This is a genomic window from Enterococcus sp. XAF26B05_ASV22, assembly GCF_056727285.1.
In genome coordinates this window covers 1,638,492-1,656,042 of sequence record NZ_CM161538.1, presented here as the reverse complement: position 1 = coordinate 1,656,042, position 17,551 = coordinate 1,638,492, and the positions used below count along the sequence as shown (strand labels likewise).

At 35.0% G+C, this 17,551-nt stretch carries 20 protein-coding genes; 8 read left to right on the top strand and 12 right to left on the bottom strand.

What is annotated here, in order from left to right; translation table 11 throughout:
- Positions 1 to 161 precede the first annotated feature (161 nt).
- Entirely contained in the window at positions 162 to 1,253 is a 1,092-nt protein-coding gene (locus tag AC1PU0_RS08250; protein ID WP_206850092.1) for a DUF871 domain-containing protein, read from the bottom strand.
- A 177-nt stretch (positions 1,254 to 1,430) separates the two neighbouring features.
- Between AC1PU0_RS08250 and AC1PU0_RS08245 the strand changes: the two genes are divergently transcribed.
- Positions 1,431 to 2,189, top strand: a complete 759-nt coding sequence (locus AC1PU0_RS08245) for a peptidylprolyl isomerase (protein ID WP_069654864.1) — start codon at positions 1,431 to 1,433, stop codon at positions 2,187 to 2,189.
- Positions 2,190 to 2,396: 207 nt separating this feature from the next.
- The gene (locus AC1PU0_RS08240) at positions 2,397 to 2,612 is read left to right on the top strand and encodes a hypothetical protein (RefSeq protein ID WP_069654863.1); all 216 of its coding nucleotides are present in this window, start codon (positions 2,397 to 2,399) and stop codon (positions 2,610 to 2,612) included.
- A gap of 95 nt (positions 2,613 to 2,707) precedes the next feature.
- Here the strand turns inward: AC1PU0_RS08240 and AC1PU0_RS08235 are convergent, their stop codons facing one another.
- Both AC1PU0_RS08235 and AC1PU0_RS08230 read right to left on the bottom strand, forming a co-directional pair.
- Positions 2,708 to 3,082 carry a YxeA family protein gene (locus AC1PU0_RS08235; protein WP_069654862.1) on the bottom strand — a complete coding sequence of 125 codons (375 nt, stop codon included), beginning with the start codon at positions 3,080 to 3,082 and terminating at the stop codon, positions 2,708 to 2,710.
- Positions 3,083 to 3,206: 124 nt separating this feature from the next.
- Entirely contained in the window at positions 3,207 to 3,755 is a 549-nt protein-coding gene (locus AC1PU0_RS08230; RefSeq protein WP_206850094.1) for a TetR/AcrR family transcriptional regulator, read from the bottom strand.
- A 296-nt stretch (positions 3,756 to 4,051) separates the two neighbouring features.
- Between AC1PU0_RS08230 and AC1PU0_RS08225 the strand changes: the two genes are divergently transcribed.
- Both AC1PU0_RS08225 and AC1PU0_RS08220 read left to right on the top strand, forming a co-directional pair.
- Positions 4,052 to 5,380: a DUF1576 domain-containing protein gene (locus AC1PU0_RS08225; protein WP_206850096.1), complete on the top strand. Its 1,329-nt coding sequence runs from the start codon at positions 4,052 to 4,054 to the stop codon at positions 5,378 to 5,380.
- Positions 5,358 to 5,696: a hypothetical protein gene (locus AC1PU0_RS08220; protein ID WP_069654859.1), complete on the top strand. Its 339-nt coding sequence runs from the start codon at positions 5,358 to 5,360 to the stop codon at positions 5,694 to 5,696. The genes AC1PU0_RS08225 and AC1PU0_RS08220 overlap by 23 nt, the downstream gene beginning before the upstream one ends.
- Positions 5,697 to 5,743: 47 nt before the next feature.
- On the opposite strand, the gene AC1PU0_RS08215 is transcribed toward AC1PU0_RS08220, so the two are convergent.
- A complete protein-coding gene (locus AC1PU0_RS08215; protein ID WP_069654858.1) occupies positions 5,744 to 5,989 on the bottom strand; it encodes a KH domain-containing protein in 246 nt (81 codons plus the stop codon).
- A gap of 11 nt (positions 5,990 to 6,000) precedes the next feature.
- Positions 6,001 to 6,276: a 30S ribosomal protein S16 gene (gene rpsP / locus AC1PU0_RS08210; RefSeq protein WP_010761445.1), complete on the bottom strand. Its 276-nt coding sequence runs from the start codon at positions 6,274 to 6,276 to the stop codon at positions 6,001 to 6,003.
- A gap of 250 nt (positions 6,277 to 6,526) precedes the next feature.
- Between rpsP and AC1PU0_RS08205 the strand changes: the two genes are divergently transcribed.
- Positions 6,527 to 7,078 (top strand): NADPH-dependent FMN reductase, encoded by a 552-nt coding sequence (locus AC1PU0_RS08205; RefSeq protein ID WP_111247906.1) that lies wholly within the window; start codon positions 6,527 to 6,529, stop codon positions 7,076 to 7,078.
- 57 nt (positions 7,079 to 7,135) lie between these two features.
- Here the strand turns inward: AC1PU0_RS08205 and ffh are convergent, their stop codons facing one another.
- From ffh to AC1PU0_RS08190, 3 genes are all read right to left on the bottom strand, one after another.
- Positions 7,136 to 8,554 (bottom strand): signal recognition particle protein, encoded by a 1,419-nt coding sequence (ffh, locus tag AC1PU0_RS08200; RefSeq protein WP_206850098.1) that lies wholly within the window; start codon positions 8,552 to 8,554, stop codon positions 7,136 to 7,138.
- A 4-nt stretch (positions 8,555 to 8,558) separates the two neighbouring features.
- A complete protein-coding gene (locus tag AC1PU0_RS08195; protein WP_069654855.1) occupies positions 8,559 to 8,897 on the bottom strand; it encodes a putative DNA-binding protein in 339 nt (112 codons plus the stop codon).
- A gap of 225 nt (positions 8,898 to 9,122) precedes the next feature.
- Positions 9,123 to 9,590, bottom strand: a complete 468-nt coding sequence (locus tag AC1PU0_RS08190) for a 2-thiouracil desulfurase family protein (protein WP_206850099.1) — start codon at positions 9,588 to 9,590, stop codon at positions 9,123 to 9,125.
- Between the two features lie 145 nt (positions 9,591 to 9,735).
- Here AC1PU0_RS08190 and AC1PU0_RS08185 point away from each other — a divergent pair, with 145 nt between their 5' ends.
- Positions 9,736 to 10,449, top strand: a complete 714-nt coding sequence (locus AC1PU0_RS08185) for a response regulator transcription factor (RefSeq protein ID WP_069654853.1) — start codon at positions 9,736 to 9,738, stop codon at positions 10,447 to 10,449.
- On the top strand, positions 10,446 to 12,203 hold the full coding sequence (locus AC1PU0_RS08180) for a sensor histidine kinase (RefSeq protein ID WP_206850101.1): 1,758 nt from the start codon (positions 10,446 to 10,448) through the stop codon (positions 12,201 to 12,203). Before AC1PU0_RS08185 ends, AC1PU0_RS08180 begins: the two co-directional genes overlap by 4 nt.
- A 64-nt stretch (positions 12,204 to 12,267) precedes the next feature.
- On the opposite strand, the gene AC1PU0_RS08175 is transcribed toward AC1PU0_RS08180, so the two are convergent.
- A complete protein-coding gene (locus tag AC1PU0_RS08175; protein ID WP_206850102.1) occupies positions 12,268 to 13,176 on the bottom strand; it encodes a phosphate ABC transporter substrate-binding protein PstS family protein in 909 nt (302 codons plus the stop codon).
- A gap of 169 nt (positions 13,177 to 13,345) precedes the next feature.
- Positions 13,346 to 14,512, bottom strand: a complete 1,167-nt coding sequence (locus AC1PU0_RS08170; protein WP_111247911.1) for a pyridoxal phosphate-dependent aminotransferase — start codon at positions 14,510 to 14,512, stop codon at positions 13,346 to 13,348.
- A gap of 227 nt (positions 14,513 to 14,739) precedes the next feature.
- Here AC1PU0_RS08170 and hisC point away from each other — a divergent pair, with 227 nt between their 5' ends.
- The gene (gene hisC, locus AC1PU0_RS08165) at positions 14,740 to 15,798 is read left to right on the top strand and encodes a histidinol-phosphate transaminase (protein ID WP_111247912.1); all 1,059 of its coding nucleotides are present in this window, start codon (positions 14,740 to 14,742) and stop codon (positions 15,796 to 15,798) included.
- A 114-nt stretch (positions 15,799 to 15,912) separates the two neighbouring features.
- Here the strand turns inward: hisC and AC1PU0_RS08160 are convergent, their stop codons facing one another.
- Both AC1PU0_RS08160 and AC1PU0_RS08155 read right to left on the bottom strand, forming a co-directional pair.
- The gene (locus tag AC1PU0_RS08160) at positions 15,913 to 16,803 is read right to left on the bottom strand and encodes a LysR family transcriptional regulator (protein WP_206850103.1); all 891 of its coding nucleotides are present in this window, start codon (positions 16,801 to 16,803) and stop codon (positions 15,913 to 15,915) included.
- 14 nt (positions 16,804 to 16,817) lie between these two features.
- On the bottom strand, positions 16,818 to 17,519 hold the full coding sequence (locus AC1PU0_RS08155; protein ID WP_206850104.1) for a carbonic anhydrase family protein: 702 nt from the start codon (positions 17,517 to 17,519) through the stop codon (positions 16,818 to 16,820).
- Between the last annotated feature and the right edge of the window lie 32 nt (positions 17,520 to 17,551).

The window sequence follows — 17,551 nt, the reverse complement described above, 5'->3', positions numbered from 1 at the left end:
ATTCCAATTTTCGCAATATTAATCATATACAAAAATATATCTTTCAGCTGTAAAAAACTTTCAATATTATACTGACTGGTAGAGTTTAACGAAAAAAGCTCTTTTAAGAAAAAAATAAGATCAAATGAAAGTATTTTACTTCCAGTTTGATCTTATTACTATTAGTTATGTTCAATCAGTTTAAAACTAGACCACGGTTTCAAGAAGTCTAATAGGAATAATTCGTCGTCTGAAATACGCCCAACGACATTCACTCGTCCATCGTTCTTCATTTTTTTCAGAGCAATCTGTGTTTCTCCTTTGTATTGATCATACCCCTCATTGTCGATCAACACGTCGCCTTTCGTCATATTTCTTGTGTTGTGAGCTGGAAATTCACGGTCTTTAAAGTGAATACGCGTCATTGTTGAACGTAAAATATATTCTGAACGATCTCCACGATAACTGTGAAGGCTTGTGAATAAGACTTCTCTTTCATCATCAGTGATATCTTTTTCTACGTCTACTTTTATAGAAGGATATTCTGAATTAAATGCATCCGCCATTGCCTTTAGTTCCGCTTCTGAAGCATAGGCATTCCCCACTAAGATATCATCGATCAACCCCGTCAATACGAGATGTTTCACTTGGGTAGCAATTTCTAAATCACGATGGTCTTCTAACGAACACAATCCATCTTGTGTAGGCCAAGGACCAAAAGTAGCGTCATGTGAATTTACAAAAGCCATTGTATTTAAATTATATTTTCTAAATTTTTCTGAACAAAAAACAAAATGATCATAGCCTAAACCAGAGTAACGATGCGGATAAAAATTGTGAGATCCTAATAAGTTGTCTGTGTTTGGTGAATAACTCATAATATTATCTACGTAGTTTGTTCCTGAACTCATATTGATTTCTATTTTGATTCCATATGGATTTCTTGTCATACGTGCTTCTTCCGCTCCAGTAAATCCAACATCTAAACGCACACCATAAGCACCCATCTCATCAAAAAATGATAAGTCATCATACGAAATTTCTAATTGTTCAAATAAGGCAGGATTAATGTCGACCATAACTTCCATCCCAAGACTATTTGCATAATCAACCACTTTTTTAAACTCTGCTAATACTTTTTCTTTGTCTTCTGTGATTTGAAGTAAACTTGTAAAAACACGTTTGAATCCGTATTTATTTGCTAGGTCTAGATACGCTTTATCCTTTTCAAAAGTTGATCGTTCTGGATAAATAGAAATACCTAATTTTCCCATTATTACTACCTCCTATGATTTGTATTGATTATAATGTATCCATTTTCATTATAGCAGAATAAGAAAAAGTGGTCTACACCTTTTAAGAATCTTAAAAATATTCCATTTTGACTAGCGGTTCTATAACGGATTTGTTATTATGAGATATAACGATTTTTGAAAGGAAGACTTAACTTTATGAAAACCAAAAAAATCATTGCTGCTACAGCTTTATTAACTGCTTTAGCATTGTTTGTAGCATGTGGTCCTAAAAATGAGAAAAAAACAGCAGATTCTTCTGCTACATCTTCAACAGAGACGAAATCATCTGAATCAGTAGATTTAAATTCACTAGAGCTACCTCAGTTATCTGATAAAGTCAGTGAAGATGAAGATTTAGTCGAAATGGTCACAACAGAAGGAACAATTGAAATCAAACTATTTCCTAAACAAGCACCAAAAACAGTCGAAAACTTTATGACACATGCAAAAGATGGGTATTATAATAATGTTACATTCCATCGCGTTATCAAAGATTTCATGATCCAAGGCGGAGATCCTAAAGGTGATGGTACTGGCGGTGAAAGTATCTGGGGTAAGTCGTTTGATGATGAAATCTCTAACCAATTATATAATCTGCGTGGCGCCTTATCGATGGCAAATGCTGGTACAGATGAAAAAGGCAATGGCACAAACGGCAGCCAATTCTTTATTGTTCAGAATGCTGAGGATAAGTCAGATGGCTTGCTAAAAGATGATTATCCAGAAAAAATTATCGATGCTTACAAAAAAGGTGGTACACCTTACCTAGATGGCAAACATACTGTTTTTGGTCAAGTGACTAAAGGAATGGATGTTGTTGATAAAATCGCTTCTGCTGAAACTGGAGAACAAGATAAACCTAAAAAAGACATTCGAATCGAAAAGATCAATATCTTGCAAGAAGCAAAAAAATAAATCGTTGAAAGAATGGTGATTCATCGCCATTCTTTTTTCTTTCAGATGCAAACAAATTAGTTATGTATGATGTAAAGATTTTTTACCTTTCTCGCTCTATTACACTAATATTTGATGAAAATATTTCTTTCTATATCCTCATGCATCAACGAATTACTATCTAATTTAGAAATAAAGTGGTATTGTTAACTAAAGAGGTGAAAACGAATGACGTTTAATCCACAAATCGAAACGCTCATACTTGAGGCTTCCTATCGGAAATCTCCTCATTTTGTAGCAAACGTGATCAATTTCCAGCAATATAACCAAGAAGACGTAAAAGACACTGCACAAAAATTAATTGAGGATGGACAAATTCATGCAACAATCCATTTCTATCATAATGATTTATGTACAATTGACTTTATACCTCAGGCTATTTGAATAAATTGATCAAAGAAACTGCCAGAAATCATCTGACCAAAAAGAGAACTTTACTGTTCCTCTTTTTGGTCAGATGATAATACTCTGGTAGTTTTTTATTTGTGCAGTTGCTTTAGTGCTTTTTCTGGAATATCCTGCTCTGAAACTTCTTCATAAGTCTCTATGTGTGCGCCTTTATTATAAATTTTCAAATAGCGATCTGTTTGTAATTCATGATCTGCTGTAAATATTATCTCTTTTGATTTTCCTTCTTTATCAAAAGATTGTTGTTTATATGTCGTAATGCCGTAACTATTAATACTGTCGGCCTTTTTTGTTTTCACATAAACTTCCCCTTCTGGAACTAACGGGTTTAATTGGTCAATCGTGCCAGAAAGTTCATCTGAATGATTTTGCGTATATAGTTTAGCTCCAAAAAGAGCTACTCCTCCAAGTATTGCTATTACAATGATTGTTTTGATTATTTTCACGATACTTCCTCCAACTTTCACTTGATAAAGTTAGTTTAGCATCAGAATAACAAAAAACAATCAGTCGAATAGACGAAATCAATCTAGTCCTTTTGACTGAGATAGTTCTCGGTCTCTGAATGGTTTAGCTTATTCCACTATTTTTTTCGATAGTTGTAAACAATGCAATCAATTGTCCTTCTGTTTGATTTACTATTCCAGAACCACTTAAAGAAGCGATGCCAGCTGCAACGATCCATATATTCTTATGTAACGTTTCAAGCTGTTCATTTGAAACTGTACGATAGTTGTCATCACTAAGAAGATATTTTTGAAATGAACTGAAAAATAATTTCTGTAATTCTTTCCCATATGAATGAGGTTCCACAAATAAAGAGATATATAATTTTTTGTTTGTTTTTGCTAGATCAATATAATTTAAGGCAAAATTCGCACAATTATTTGACGTTTTTATTTTAGAAAAGAATTCATTTTCTAAAAATACATGGATTGTTTTTAGTAATGTTAATTTTAACTCTTCCATATTTTTAAATTCAAGATAAATAGGTTGTGTTGAAATTTCCATGTGTTTTGCAACATTTCTCGCTGTGATAAATGAAAATCCTTTTTCTAATAATAAATCTTGTGCAGCAGCTAAGATATGTTCTTTTTTATAAATTTTTTTCCTAACCAACAATAGTCCCTCCTTAATTTTTAAAGCAAAATAAACATGTGAAACGACTTAACCTGTGACAGAAAAGAGTGTAATGTCTCACTTCTAAGCTTGATGATAATTTTTAAATTATCTAACTATTTATCTTATTAATATTACAATTTTATTTTACACTCTTTTGGCGGCTGATTTTATCAATATTTATGAATATGTCAGAAAAACATGATAATTTACTCGACTTTACTGAAATGGTATTGACCGATGAAGCTTTTACAAGCTATAGTTATGTTATTAAATAGATAATGGAGGTATTTTTTATGGCTAACAATAATGGCCAGACACTTTTTTTACACACTGATAAAAATCGTTCAGAAATGATCGATAAGAATAGAAACTATTATTTTCTGATTGGCTATTGCTTGATTTTAATTTTGATTGGCGTATTTAGTGAACCTCTTTCGTTTTTGTGGTCTGGTATGCTTCGAATCTTAACTTCACCTAGCAACTTATTAACTGATTATATTGAACTTGGAACATTTGGCAGCGCGTTTGTTAATAGTGGTTTGCTTACACTAATTAGTGTTTTACTTGCTAAAAAAGAAAATATTCCCATCAATGGTCCTATGATCGCTGCTTTGTTTACAGTTTCTGGATGCTCATTTTTCGGAAAAAATATGTATAATTCGATTCCGATCATCATTGGCGGACTTTTTTATGCAAACATTGTAAAGAAACCTTTTTCACAGTTTATCGTTGTCAGCTTATTTGGGAGTGCACTATCTCCTATTATTAGTTACCTCACTTTTGGGATCTCGTTACCTTTGATGTTTTCCATTCCGTTAGGATGTTCAGTGGGTATATTTATTGGGTTGATTTTACCACCTTTAGCCTCGCATATTCTGACCTTCCATAAAGGATTTTCATTATATAATATTGGTTTTACTTCTGGACTTATTGCTATGTTATTTACTGGTATTTTAAGGATGTTCGGCTGGAAGATTGAAGGGAAAAACTTAGTTTCAACTGATTATCATACTAAACTTCTTTTTTTTCTGCTGTTTTTATTTTTCATCATGTTTTTACTTGGGTTTATTGTCAATCATTTTTCGTTGAAGGGATTAAAAGATATCAGTAAAACATCTGGGAAATTGATCACTGATTTTATTTCTATCGCAGGTGTAGGCGCTACTATGATGAATATGGCCCTAATGGGTTTGTTGCTTGTTGGTTATACTCAAATCAGTCATTCAACACTTAATGGACCGATTGTTGGCGCTATTTTATCTGCAGTTGGTTTTAGTGCGTTCGGTAATCATCTTCTCAATAGTCTCCCTTTGTTAGTTAGCGTCTTTTTGACTGCTCAAGTGTCTTCTGTTTTCGAGGTAAACCAAACAACAGTCGTGCTTGCGGGTATTTTCGGTACTGGGTTAGCACCAATTGCTGGATATTATGGCATCACGTTTGGCTTGATCGCCGGATTTTTACATATGTCGTTGGTCACAAATGTCAGTTATCTTCACGGTGGACTAAATCTTTATAATAATGGATTTTCTACTGGTTTTGTGGCAGCGGTCATGGTACCATTACTTGATAATATTTTACAGATCAGAAAGGTGAAACAACATGCAAGAAAGAGACAAAGCTAAGAGAATCATAGATGAATTATTGACTTACTTCTTTTCGAATGACATTGAAGAAATCCGTATTAGTGTTAACTTTACGTCTGAAGGTTTTTCTATTGCTATACAAGGAAATACTGAAGAAGAACCAGAAAATGTCCTGCATTTATTGGATTTATTAAACACACCAAGAGATCTAAGTATTGAGAGTTATTATGATGAATTACTTGGTATCACTCACCATGAAGAAGAAGATTATCACCTACTGGGTCTGATGATTGATGAAGCTGAAATCATTTTTGATGCACCAATTTTTGAGATTAAAGTATTTAGAAAAAAATAATTATTCAACAAAAAAAGCACCCAAAAATTTGGGTGCTTTTTTTTGTGCTATTTGCCATCTACGATATTTAAACGAACTTTTTTAGGTCCTTCTACACGTACACTGTAAACAATTGTACGAATTGCTTTAGCAACACGTCCTTGCTTGCCAATGATACGCCCAATATCTTCAGGCGATACAGTCAAATTGTACTCTATAAAATCATCTGATTCTGCTATTTCCAAGTTGACCAGCTCAGGTTGACTGACTAATGGGCGAACGATAGTTAAGACTAACTCTTTCACATCTGTCATCATCGGTCACCTTATTTCTTTTCAAGTTTAGCTTCGTGGTGTTTTTTCATAACGCCTTCTTTTGAAAGGATGTTACGAACTGTATCTGAAGGCTGAGCGCCTTTAGACAACCAGTCTAAAACTAAATCTTCTTTTAAAACTACTTCTGCAGGATCTTTTAAAGGATTGTATGTTCCAACAGTTTCGATGAAACGTCCATCACGTGGAGAACGAGAATCTGCAACTACAATACGGTAAAAAGGACTCTTCTTAGAACCCATGCGTTTTAAGCGAATTTTAACTGACATTTTATATATTACACCTCCATTAACTTAATCACAAATGTTAGTTTACCAGATTTTCAGCAAGCTGTAAAGAGTTTTTTCTTGACACCTTTAAAAAAGCTTTAAACCGCTTATTATTGACGCTCTTAGTAGCTAGTAATGAATAATGATTGCATACAACGTGTTGATGATTAAATAGTGATTTCTTGCAAAACTACCTTTTTCGAATTAAAATAAAATAAACAATGTTATTCAATGAATGGAGGACTATTTTATGAAGAAAAAAATTGGTTTTTTTGTCGGAAGTTTGAGAAAAGATTCTTATAGTAAAATAATTGCACATGCACTTTCAAGTTTGTTCCCAAAAGAATATGAACCTGTTTTTGTCGATTTACATGAATTAGAAATGTATAATCAAGATTTTGATGATGAACGTACGCCTCCTGCTGCTTGGACGAAATTTAGAGAAGAAGTAAAGTCATTGTCTGGTCTTGTTTTCATCACACCCGAATACAATCGCTCTGTTCCAGGCGTTTTAAAAAATGCTTTAGATGTTGGTTCACGTCCTTACGGTCAAAGTGTTTGGGATGGTAAACCTGGTTTAGTTGTTAGTGTTTCCCCAGGTGCATTAAGTGCTTTCGGTGCAAATCATCATTTACGTCAATCACTTGTTTTCCTAAATGTTCCTACATTGCAACAGCCAGAAGCTTATATCGGCAATGTGGTAAATCTAATTAATGAAGATGGAACTATTGCTGAAAATACTATGAGTTTTTTCAAAACGATTGTTGATGCTTATCTTGTTTTTTTAGAGAAGAATAGTTAAACTAGCGATTTAGCTAAAAGAACTGACTCAGGTCGTCAACCTGAGTCAGTTCTTTTTTTATTTTTTCTTCTTTTTCTTCTTCTTGTTTTTTTTCACCATGCGATTCATGGCCATTTTACCTAATTTGCCCTTGATACCACCACCAAGCATTTGATCCATGCCTGGAATATCCATATTTCCTTTGGACATTTGTTGCATCATTTTTTTGGATTCTTTGAATTGTTTGATCATCCGATTGACTTCAACGACATTATTTCCTGAACCAGCTGCAATTCTGCGACGACGGCTCGGATTCAATAGGTCTGGATTCTCACGTTCGGCTGGCGTCATAGAAAGCACCATTGCTTTTTTACGAGCCACATCTTTGGGATCGACTTTGACATTTTCTAACCCAGGCATATTATTCATACCTGGAATCATTTTTAGCAAGTCCTCGATTGGACCCATACCCATTACTTGATCGAGCTGTTCGATAAAATCATTAAAGTCAAAGCTGTTTTCTTTCATTTTTGTGGCTAATTCTTCAGCTTTTTTCTCATCATAATCTTGTTGGGCTTTTTCAATCAGTGTCAGCATATCTCCCATACCTAAAATACGGCTAGACATACGATCTGGATGGAAAATTTCTAAATCAGTTAGTTTTTCACCAGAACCGATAAATTTGATCGGTGCGCCAGTGACAGAACGAATAGAAAGTGCCGCACCTCCGCGTGTGTCTCCATCAAGTTTGGTGATTACTACACCAGTTATTCCCAATTGTTGATTAAAGCTATCCGCAACATTCACTGCATCTTGCCCGGTCATTGCATCAACAACAAGCAAAATGTCATCTGGTTGCGCTACTTCTTTGATTTGTTTTAGCTCATCCATCAATGCTTCATCGACGTGCAGACGACCTGCCGTATCAATCAAGACATAATCATTTTTCTTTTCTTTAGCTAATGCCATCCCTTGACGAACGATTTCCACAGGACTTGTCTCAGTCCCCATATCGAAAACTGGTACGTCTAATTGTTGACCTAATACTTTTAATTGGTCGATCGCCGCTGGACGATAAACGTCAGCTGCAATCATTAATGGCCGTGCACTTTCAGTCTTAATCAAATGATTCGCTAATTTACCGCCAAAAGTGGTTTTACCAGCCCCTTGTAACCCAACCATCATGATAACAGTCGGAATACGCTCTGACTTATTTAAGCCAACTGTCTCAGTTCCTAATGTCGCGGTTAATTCTTCATCGACGATTTTAACGATTTGTTGGGCTGGCGACAAACTTTCAAGAACTTCCACACCAACTGCTCGGTCACGAACTCTTTTTGTAAAGTCTTTGACAACTTGTAAATTGACATCGGCTTCTAAGAGAGCCAAACGAATCTCTCTCATCATTTCTTTTACGTCAGCTTCAGATACTTTTCCTTTACGACGTAATTTGCTCATTGCCTGTTGCAGGCGGTCTGTTAAACTTTCAAAAGCCATAATCTCATTCCTCTACTTCTTGTATTTGTTCTATATACTGTATGATTGCTGTGTCTTTCGGATAGGTTTCGTTCACGTAACGTTTAAGTGTCTCAAGTAATTCCCCACGTACGATATAGTCAGAAAATAAATGAAGCTTTTTTTCATATTCTTCTAAAATCTTTTCTGTCCGTTTTATATTGTCGTAAACGGCTTGACGGCTAATATCATATTCTTCAGCAATCTCGCCTAATGAGAAATCATCCGCATAATACATCTCCATATAATTCATTTGTTTTTCTGTCAACAAAGTGGAGTAAAATTCAAACAACGCATTCATTCGATTGGTCTTTTCAATTTCCATAGTTGTTGCTCCTATCTTCAATCCCTTTTAGATTACCGATTTAAGGGTGATTAGTCAATAGTTCTTCTTTGATTTTCGAGTTTTTTTTAAGAATCGCTCAATCGTCCCAAATAACGGTGATTATTTGCGCAAAGGTCTTTTAATAAAAATGCGTTCTTCCATTATTTTTTACTACTAAACAGTTAAAATAATTTTAGAACATTATTTTAAGGTAGTCACAGGAACTTATTTGACACAATCAATCGCGGTTTCCCATTCGTTTTCTGAAACAACAATCAGCCCTCTATCAATAAAATAGGCGGTTGCAACGCCAGAACCATTACGATGATTGCCAGAAAATGTCCCATCATAAATGCTTTTACTTCCACAAGACGGACTATTTTCTTTTAAAATAATCGTGGTGATTTTCTGTTCAACTAACTTTTGATAGGCTGTGATGGCTCCTTGTTTGAATAGAGCAGTCACATCTTCCCCAGTATTCGTAAGGACTTTCGCATCACCATTCCATACATCAAATCCGTCCCCGCCTCTGATTTCAGCAGGTTCTCGAGGAATTGGTAAACCACCTAACACTTCTGGACAAACAAGTACAGCTTGACCGTTCTCTACTAATTTTTTCAAGGCAGTAATTTCTTTGGCTTGACCATCATAGCGACAGCAAACCCCTCCAAGACATGCGCTAATTCCTATCATTTGCTTCCCTCATTTCAATCTTTACTATTATACCATTTCTTTAGCTTTGAAAGTAGTTTTAGAAACATTCCATAAAGTTTTTGATAGCTCGGAATCTATGATAAAATAACCTTGTGTTTATTTCGTATTTAAAGGAGCTCAATAGATGAAGAAAATACTCGTTGTTGACGATGAGCCGTCGATCGTAACGCTGTTAACATTTAACTTAGAAAAAGACGGCTATGAAGTAATATCAGCAGAAGATGGAGCAGTCGGTTATGAGTTAGCCTTGTCCAATCAATTTGATTTTATCATTCTAGATGTTATGCTGCCGAACATGGATGGCTTAGAAATCACAAAATCACTACGTAGGGAAAAAATTGACACGCCCATTTTGATCTTGACCGCTAAAGATGATCAAGTTGATAAAATCATCGGATTGGAGATTGGTGCCGATGATTATTTAACAAAACCTTTCAGTCCTAGAGAAGTTTTGGCAAGAATGAAAGCAATCTTCCGTCGTCTAAAACCCACAGCAAATAAAACAGAAGAATTTAATGAAACGACTAAAGCCCCGTTGGTATTAGGTGAAATTAGTATCGATGAGCAAAATTATGAAGTGAGTGTTCGCGGCAAGAAAATCGAGTTAACACCGAAAGAATTTGAATTGCTTGTCTACTTCGTCAAGCGTAAAGATCGTGTCATTGATCGTGATACGTTGTTAGACCGCATTTGGAATTATGATTTTGCAGGTCAAAGTCGCATTGTAGATGTTCATGTCAGTCATCTAAGAGATAAAATTGAAATTGACCCAAAACGCCCTGCTTATTTAGTCACAGTTAGAGGATTTGGCTATCGCTTTCAGGAGCCTAAAAAATGAAAAAACGTCAGCAAATTGAATATTGGATAGTTGGAATTATGATGCTGGCCTTATTTGTGGGCAGTATTCTTTTGACAAACTACTTTTTCAAAAGGGAATTATTGTCCCAACAGGAAGAATATTTGCAAAAAAAAGGCACGTTGATTCTTGATCAACTTTCCCCAGATTTATTTTTAACGCAACAGTTTTCAGAACAAGAAAAAACGTTGATTAAACACTATTCAACTGATAAAAACGAACGTTTGACCCTCATGAATGCTAAAGGCGAGATTTTTTTCGACAGTATCGATTCGGCACTTCACCAATCAAGAAGTAGCCGACCTGAAATCAAAGCAGTTTTGTCTGGCGCTGATTTTGGTTCTGCTTTAAGAAAAAGTACTACGTTAAAGCAACAATTGCTTTATCTTGCTTTACCAGTTAAAAAAAATGGCGAACTAATCGGAATTATTCGTATGTCAGAAGAAACAGCACAGTTTTCAAATAGCATACAATCATTTCGACGTTATATTCTAATCACGTTAGGCCTTTTATTTTTGGTTATTACCGCATTTGTCTTTTCATTACTTCGCCAGAAAAATGAACCGTTGGTGACGGTTTTACCCGTTTTGAAAAAAATTGTAAAATACCCAGACGAAGCTCGTTCAATTATCCAAGATTCTCCGGAATGGAATGAACTGTATCAAACTGTTAACCTCTTGAGCCAACAAATGAGTCAAACGTATCTAGCTTATACATCAACTGACGAACAATTCCACGCATTATTAGATGAGCTGATGATTGGCGTCTTCATTATTGATATTGATGGGAAGCTTCAATTGATCAACCCTAAAATGACTGAAATTTTAATGATTGATGAAAATGATTCTGGTAAAGATTACTTTGACGTCATTAAAGAACCTGCCCTAATCCACTTGATTCATCAAGTTATCACAGAAAAAAGTTCAATACACCAAGAAATCAAACTAACTGACACATTAAATGAAACGATTTTAGACATGTCTTTACGTTTTATAGAAGAAGATGGAAATGATTACCAAGTTCTTGGAATAGCGTATGATTTAACCCGTGTTAGGCAATTGGAAAAAATCCAGAAAGATTTTGTTAGTAATGTGTCTCATGAGTTAAAAACACCTGTCACTTCTTTGCTAGGTTTTACAGAAACCTTATTAGATGGAGCAAAAGATGATCCTGAAACCTTAACGCAATTTTTAGAAATCATGCAAAAAGACGCATTGCGTTTGCAACAATTGATTCAGGAAATTTTACAACTTTCTCGTGATGGCAGAACTATTTCATACGATGATCAAGATGTTACCGTACACCCTTTCATCACAGAAATTCTGCGTTCTTACCGGAAAGTTATCACAGAAAAGAATTTATCAATTGAAATTCTTGGGGATGAAACCATTACCTATACAACAAAGTATGAACTTTTTTATCCAATCGTTAAAAATTTGATTGAAAATGCCATTCAATATTCTCAATCTAATGGAACGATCACAATTGATTTTGGTTTCGCTGAAATATTTTATTTTGTGGTCAAGGATTCGGGAATCGGGATTAGCTTAAAAGACCAAGAACGAATTTTTGAACGCTTTTACCGTGTAGATAAAGCAAGAAGTCGACATTCTGGCGGAACTGGTTTAGGCTTATCAATCGTGCATAATTATTCCGAATTATTAGGCGGAACCGTTACGATCGATAGTCATTTAGGCTTAGGCTCAACTTTTATAGTAAAACTACCTAAAAACTGATTTTATCAAAAAGAGGCAGACGTTTTCACATCTTGCCTCTTTTTGATTCTTTAAGGAGAAAAAATTATTTAGTAGTGATGGTTCCTGTTACATCTCTTTCCACTTTCATCATGGTCATCGGTAAGTAGCCCAATTCTTTCACTACACCTTCTTGAACATCATCTGTTAGCATGAAATCTAAAAATGCTTTTACATCCTCATCTGGTTGGCCTTTTGTATACATATGTTCGTAAGACCAAATTTTCCAAGAATTATCTGCAACATTTTCTTCTGTAGGTTTTACATTATCAATGCTTAATGCCTCTGTTGATTCGTCCATATATGAGAAGGCAAGATAACTGATTGCACCAGGTGTTTGAGACACAATTTGACGAACCGTACCTGAAGAGTCTTGTTCTTGAGATTGAACAGCTTTTGCACCATCCAGACCCCATTTTTCAAATGTTGCCCGCGTACCACTACCACTTGGACGATTGATGACAGCAATTTCTTGGTCTTTGCCGCCTAAATCTTTCCAATTTTTAGTTTTCCCAGAAAAAATATCAATTAATTCTTGTTTACTAATATTCTTAACACCTACATCTTTGTTAACAACTGGTCCCATTCCGACAACAGCAACACGATGGTCAACGAGTTTTGAAGCCTCTACTCCCGATTTTTCTTCGGCAAAAACATCAGAGTTTCCAATTGTTACAGCTCCGTCAGCAACTTGAGAAAGTCCAGTTCCGCTCCCTCCCCCCTGAACAGAGATTGTATAATTAACGTGCTCAGAAACAAATTGATCTTTTGCTGCATCTACTAATGGTTGTAAAGCAGTTGAGCCAACTGCTACAATTTTAACCGGTTGATTACTATTACTTCCACTGTCTTTAGCTTTATTACTACTCTCATCAGTTGCAGCTCCTTGATTGCCACAACCTGCGATTAAAAGTCCTACACTTAAAACAATTGTTGATAATAAACGTTTCTTCATTTTTACACGCCCTTTTCAATTAGTTACAAGATTAGTTTAACAGTAGAGTGTTAATTCTGTTTCAACGTTCTGTAAATAATGAGTAAAGGAATGTAAAGGTTATGTTTGCCTCATTTTTATAGCGTTCAAATTGGGATTAGATTAAATGATCACTCGAAAATAAATGCAATCACTTCGATTGGATATACTTGCCAATTCGCTTCATTGCTTCTTTTAAGGTAGCTAAATCAGCAGCATAGCTGATTCGTACATACCCTTCAGCCTCTTGACCAAAAGCAATCCCTGGAATGATGGCGATTGCTTGTTGCTGAGCTAAATCTACACAGAATTTCATCGAATCTTGTAGATATCCTGCAGGAATTTTAGCAAAAATATAGAAGGCACCATTTGGTCTGGCAACTTCAAATCCAAAAGAGGTCATTTGCTCATAAACGAAATCTCGGCGTTCACGGTATTCTTCTTTCATCACTGCAGCATCATTCATTCCTTCAATCAATGCTCTGACAGCAGCTTTTTGAGATATAGTCGAAGCCGCTGTGACTAAATATTGGTGGACTTTGATGATTTGCGCAATCAAAATTTTCGGTCCAAAAATAAATCCGATTCGCCACCCCGTCATCGCATGTGATTTTGATAGTCCGTTAATTAAAATGGTTTGGTCTGGAATAAATTCAGCAATCGATACATGTTGATCTTCATAAGTTAATTCACTATATATTTCGTCACTGATCACAAAAATTGGATAGTTTTTCAATACATCAGCGATGGCTTTGACTTCTTCACGAGTATACGTTACACCAGTCGGATTGCTTGGGTAATTTAGAATAATTGCTTTGACTTTATCTCCATGTTCTTTCATTGCACCTTCGATCATTTCAGGAGTCAATACAAAATCATTCGGTGTTGTATCGATATAAATTGGTTCTGCTTGTGCTAACGTGATTACGGGTTCATAGCCTGGATAGATTGGCGCTGGCATCAAGACTTTATCCCCGGGTTCCAAAATGGATAATAAACTTGCTGAAATAGCCTCTGTTGCTCCTACAGTGACTAAAACTTCAGACGCTGGTTGATAGCTGACACCATATTTTTCTTTCATAAAAAAAGTAGCTGCTTCACGAACATCCGTCAACCCAGACATACCTGAATAATGCGAAAAATTTTTGTCAATCGCATCATGTGCTGCTGTTTTTACGTGTCCTGGGGTATTAAAATCCGGCTCACCTAACGTTAGCTTAATGATGCCCTCAATATCTGTTACTTGTTCGTCAAATTGTCTGATCGTTGAAACAGCAATTTTATAAACTTGCTTGTTAAATCTTTTCGTTAAATCCATGAAACCATCTCCTCATACCGTAATGGTTCGACCTTCAAATCAAATTTACATCAATCGAAACGTTCGTGTGTTAATTGTACTTTCTTAATGGAATTATCATAGCATAATTTACCGTAAAATGAAATTTGTATTTCAAAACTCCGTATTTTCTTTTCAAATTCACAGATTAAACTTGCGAAACTAATGTTGCTTCTTTATAGTTAAAGGAAATGAAAGGAGCGAGTTAAATGAAAGGTATCAGAAATATCACACCGTATGTTCCAGGTGAACAACCAAATTATCCAGATATGATCAAATTGAACACAAATGAAAATCCCTATCCGCCCTCACCCACTGTTGCTACAGTCTTGAAACATTTTGATGCTGAGCAACTAAAACGATACAGTTCCGTTGATAATCTTGCTTTAAAAACAGTATTAGGGGGTAAACACGGGTTATCTCCTGATCATTTTTTAATCGGTAATGGCTCTGATGAAGTGTTAGCTTTTTGTTTTCTTGCATTTTTTAATAGTTCAGATCCTATTTTATTTCCAGATATCACTTACGGTTTTTATAAAGTTTGGGCTGAATTGTTTAAGATTCCATTTAAAGAATTACCGCTGAATAATGCTTTTGAAGTAAATTGTAACGATTATATACAATTAAACGGTGGCATAATCATCGCTAATCCCAATGCACCTACTGGGTTATTCAAACCATTGTCAGAAATTGAGAAGTTGTTACAAAAGAATCAAGACGTTATTGTGATCATTGATGAAGCCTATATTGATTTTGCGGATCAATCAGCTGTTTCACTTTTAGATAAATACCCCAATCTAATTATTATTAGAACGTTCTCTAAATCACGTTCTTTGGCTGGTTTAAGAATTGGTTATGCAATCGGTAATCCAGAGTATGTCAAAATTGTGGAAAGCATTAAATCTTCTTTTAATCCTTATTCTGTTGATATGTTGGCTGAAAATATAGCGGTTGCCGCTGTTTATGATGAGGAATATTATTTAGGAATAACAGCTGAAATTTGTAAAACCAGAGATTGGTTTTCTAAAAAAATTGAAGAAATAGGATTTCACTCTTTAGAGTCAAAAACCAATTTTCTCTTGCTCACACATCCAGAGTTGGTTATTGAAGAGCTTTATCATTATTTGGAAACGAAAGATGTTTTTGTTCGATATTTTCCAAAAATCGAACGATTGAGCAATTACTTACGAATTTCAATTGGAACGCAAGAAGATATGGAAATAGTGTATCAACTAATGGCCGATTATATATGGAAGAAAACAACATAATGGTTTATTAATCAACTGTTCATTTAAACTAAAAAATCACCCTTATTTAATAGGATGATTTTTAGTTTAAATTGTATACGTCAGTTCAATTAAGACTCTAAAGTGATTTTCTTTTTAAAACAGCTGTTTTAATTCTTTTATAAAAAATTGTCCAATCGAACTAATTGCTTTATTTTTTTGGTATAAAACACAAATCTTGTTGTTGGTACTTTCTGCCAATGGAACTAATCGGATTTCTTTTTTGGTAAATCCAGTCACTACACCAGATCCAGATGCATAAGCATCAGTCTCTACTAGTAAATTCATTAAGGTTCCACGATCATTCGTATAAATCACCGTTTCTTGTTCCTGATTCTCAATCAAATCTTCTGAAAAATAGGCAAAATTGCTTCCTTCTTGTGCAAATCGAACTTGAGGATAGTAGCATAATTGGTCCAACTCGATTTCTTTTTGTTTTGCTAACGGATGGTTTTTGCCAAGAAAAATATGTGTTTTGAAGCTGCCTACGACATCAAATGTTAAATTTGCTTGCTCTAGATATCGCTCAATCCCCGTTTGATTTTGACTATTTAAATAAATAATACCAAGTTCACTATGATAACTTTTTACATCTTCGATTACTTTCAAGGTTGTTGTCTCGAATACACGAAAATTTTTATATTGGTCTTTGAATTGCTGAATGACTTTCCCCATTACTTCTCCTAAGAAATCATAATGCTGAGATGAGATCGAAAAACGTTCACTTTTGGTCACTTCTTGATAGCGATTTTCAATGATTTCCATTTGTGTCAAAATTTTTTCCGCATGTTCTAAAAAGGTCAACCCTTCATCTGTCAAAGAAGCTCCTTTGTTGGTACGGATAAATAGAGTTACTCCAATTTCTTCTTCTAATTCACGAATCCCATTCGAAAGACTAGGTTGTGTGATAAATAATTTTTTTGCCGCTTCTCGGAAACTACCGTTATTCGCAACAGCTACAACATATTTCATTTGTTGAATATTCATAGATGTTCTCCGCCTTATTCAGAAAAATAGATTTTACGTCCATTCAATGCTTGGACTGGACGATTATTAAACGGTAGCATACCTTCGTAGATTCGTTCAAAGAAATCTTGATCCATTTTTTGGATAGAATCGAAAACAAACCAATGAACAGGCCCTTTTGTTGGAGGTGTTGTTAGCGATCCTAAATAATGGAAATGCGACTTTTGTTCCGGTAAAAAAATAGAAGGATCAAACCATTGTTGATGGGTTTCAGAGTTCCATTTAAGTGTCGTTTGTTTTTTTGAGAACCTATTTTCATCTTCAGTGATCGTAAATAAACAACCTACAACCAAATTATCACCAGAGTTATTCATATGAACTAGATGAAATTCCAACGGTGCATGTTCACCATCAAAGGTATGCTCACTCGGTGTGTGAAAATGAATATCGGTCAAATAATATTTTTCATCTTCAAAAATCACGTAACTTTCTGTATTCGGTGGAACAAAGTGAAAGGTATTTTTAAATTCTTTTTCTGTAAATTCTTCTGTTTTATAACAAAAATCGATGGCTCTACTAGCTGACGCCCCGTTGGTTACGTTTTTGGATAAATCAACGGGCGATTGATAAGGATATTTAGCACCTGTTGAAAACCAATCGCAAAGTGTATGCCAATGCTCCGGTCCAACATCGCCTTTGTATCCCCATTCTACGTCCATATTTCGAATTTTTTTCATCAAACCCCACCTTAGATTTTATCATTTGACTA

What these genes read in the sequence shown, in the direction of transcription:
- AC1PU0_RS08175 (WP_206850102.1), bottom strand. Translation starts at nt 13,176, where the DNA reads ATGAAGAAACGTTTATTATCAACAATTGTTTTAAGTGTAGGACTTTTA.
- AC1PU0_RS08195 (WP_069654855.1), bottom strand. Translation starts at nt 8,897, where the DNA reads ATGGAAATTGAAAAGACCAATCGAATGAATGCGTTGTTTGAATTTTAC.
- AC1PU0_RS08185 (WP_069654853.1), top strand. Translation starts at nt 9,736, where the DNA reads ATGAAGAAAATACTCGTTGTTGACGATGAGCCGTCGATCGTAACGCTG.
- hisC (WP_111247912.1), top strand. Translation starts at nt 14,740, where the DNA reads ATGAAAGGTATCAGAAATATCACACCGTATGTTCCAGGTGAACAACCA.
- AC1PU0_RS08160 (WP_206850103.1), bottom strand. Translation starts at nt 16,803, where the DNA reads ATGAATATTCAACAAATGAAATATGTTGTAGCTGTTGCGAATAACGGT.
- AC1PU0_RS08170 (WP_111247911.1), bottom strand. Translation starts at nt 14,512, where the DNA reads ATGGATTTAACGAAAAGATTTAACAAGCAAGTTTATAAAATTGCTGTT.
- AC1PU0_RS08250 (WP_206850092.1), bottom strand. Translation starts at nt 1,253, where the DNA reads ATGGGAAAATTAGGTATTTCTATTTATCCAGAACGATCAACTTTTGAA.
- AC1PU0_RS08205 (WP_111247906.1), top strand. Translation starts at nt 6,527, where the DNA reads ATGAAGAAAAAAATTGGTTTTTTTGTCGGAAGTTTGAGAAAAGATTCT.
- AC1PU0_RS08220 (WP_069654859.1), top strand. Translation starts at nt 5,358, where the DNA reads ATGCAAGAAAGAGACAAAGCTAAGAGAATCATAGATGAATTATTGACT.
- AC1PU0_RS08155 (WP_206850104.1), bottom strand. Translation starts at nt 17,519, where the DNA reads ATGAAAAAAATTCGAAATATGGACGTAGAATGGGGATACAAAGGCGAT.
- AC1PU0_RS08225 (WP_206850096.1), top strand. Translation starts at nt 4,052, where the DNA reads ATGGCTAACAATAATGGCCAGACACTTTTTTTACACACTGATAAAAAT.
- rpsP (WP_010761445.1), bottom strand. Translation starts at nt 6,276, where the DNA reads ATGTCAGTTAAAATTCGCTTAAAACGCATGGGTTCTAAGAAGAGTCCT.
- AC1PU0_RS08180 (WP_206850101.1), top strand. Translation starts at nt 10,446, where the DNA reads ATGAAAAAACGTCAGCAAATTGAATATTGGATAGTTGGAATTATGATG.
- AC1PU0_RS08215 (WP_069654858.1), bottom strand. Translation starts at nt 5,989, where the DNA reads ATGACAGATGTGAAAGAGTTAGTCTTAACTATCGTTCGCCCATTAGTC.
- AC1PU0_RS08240 (WP_069654863.1), top strand. Translation starts at nt 2,397, where the DNA reads ATGACGTTTAATCCACAAATCGAAACGCTCATACTTGAGGCTTCCTAT.
- ffh (WP_206850098.1), bottom strand. Translation starts at nt 8,554, where the DNA reads ATGGCTTTTGAAAGTTTAACAGACCGCCTGCAACAGGCAATGAGCAAA.
- AC1PU0_RS08190 (WP_206850099.1), bottom strand. Translation starts at nt 9,590, where the DNA reads ATGATAGGAATTAGCGCATGTCTTGGAGGGGTTTGCTGTCGCTATGAT.
- AC1PU0_RS08245 (WP_069654864.1), top strand. Translation starts at nt 1,431, where the DNA reads ATGAAAACCAAAAAAATCATTGCTGCTACAGCTTTATTAACTGCTTTA.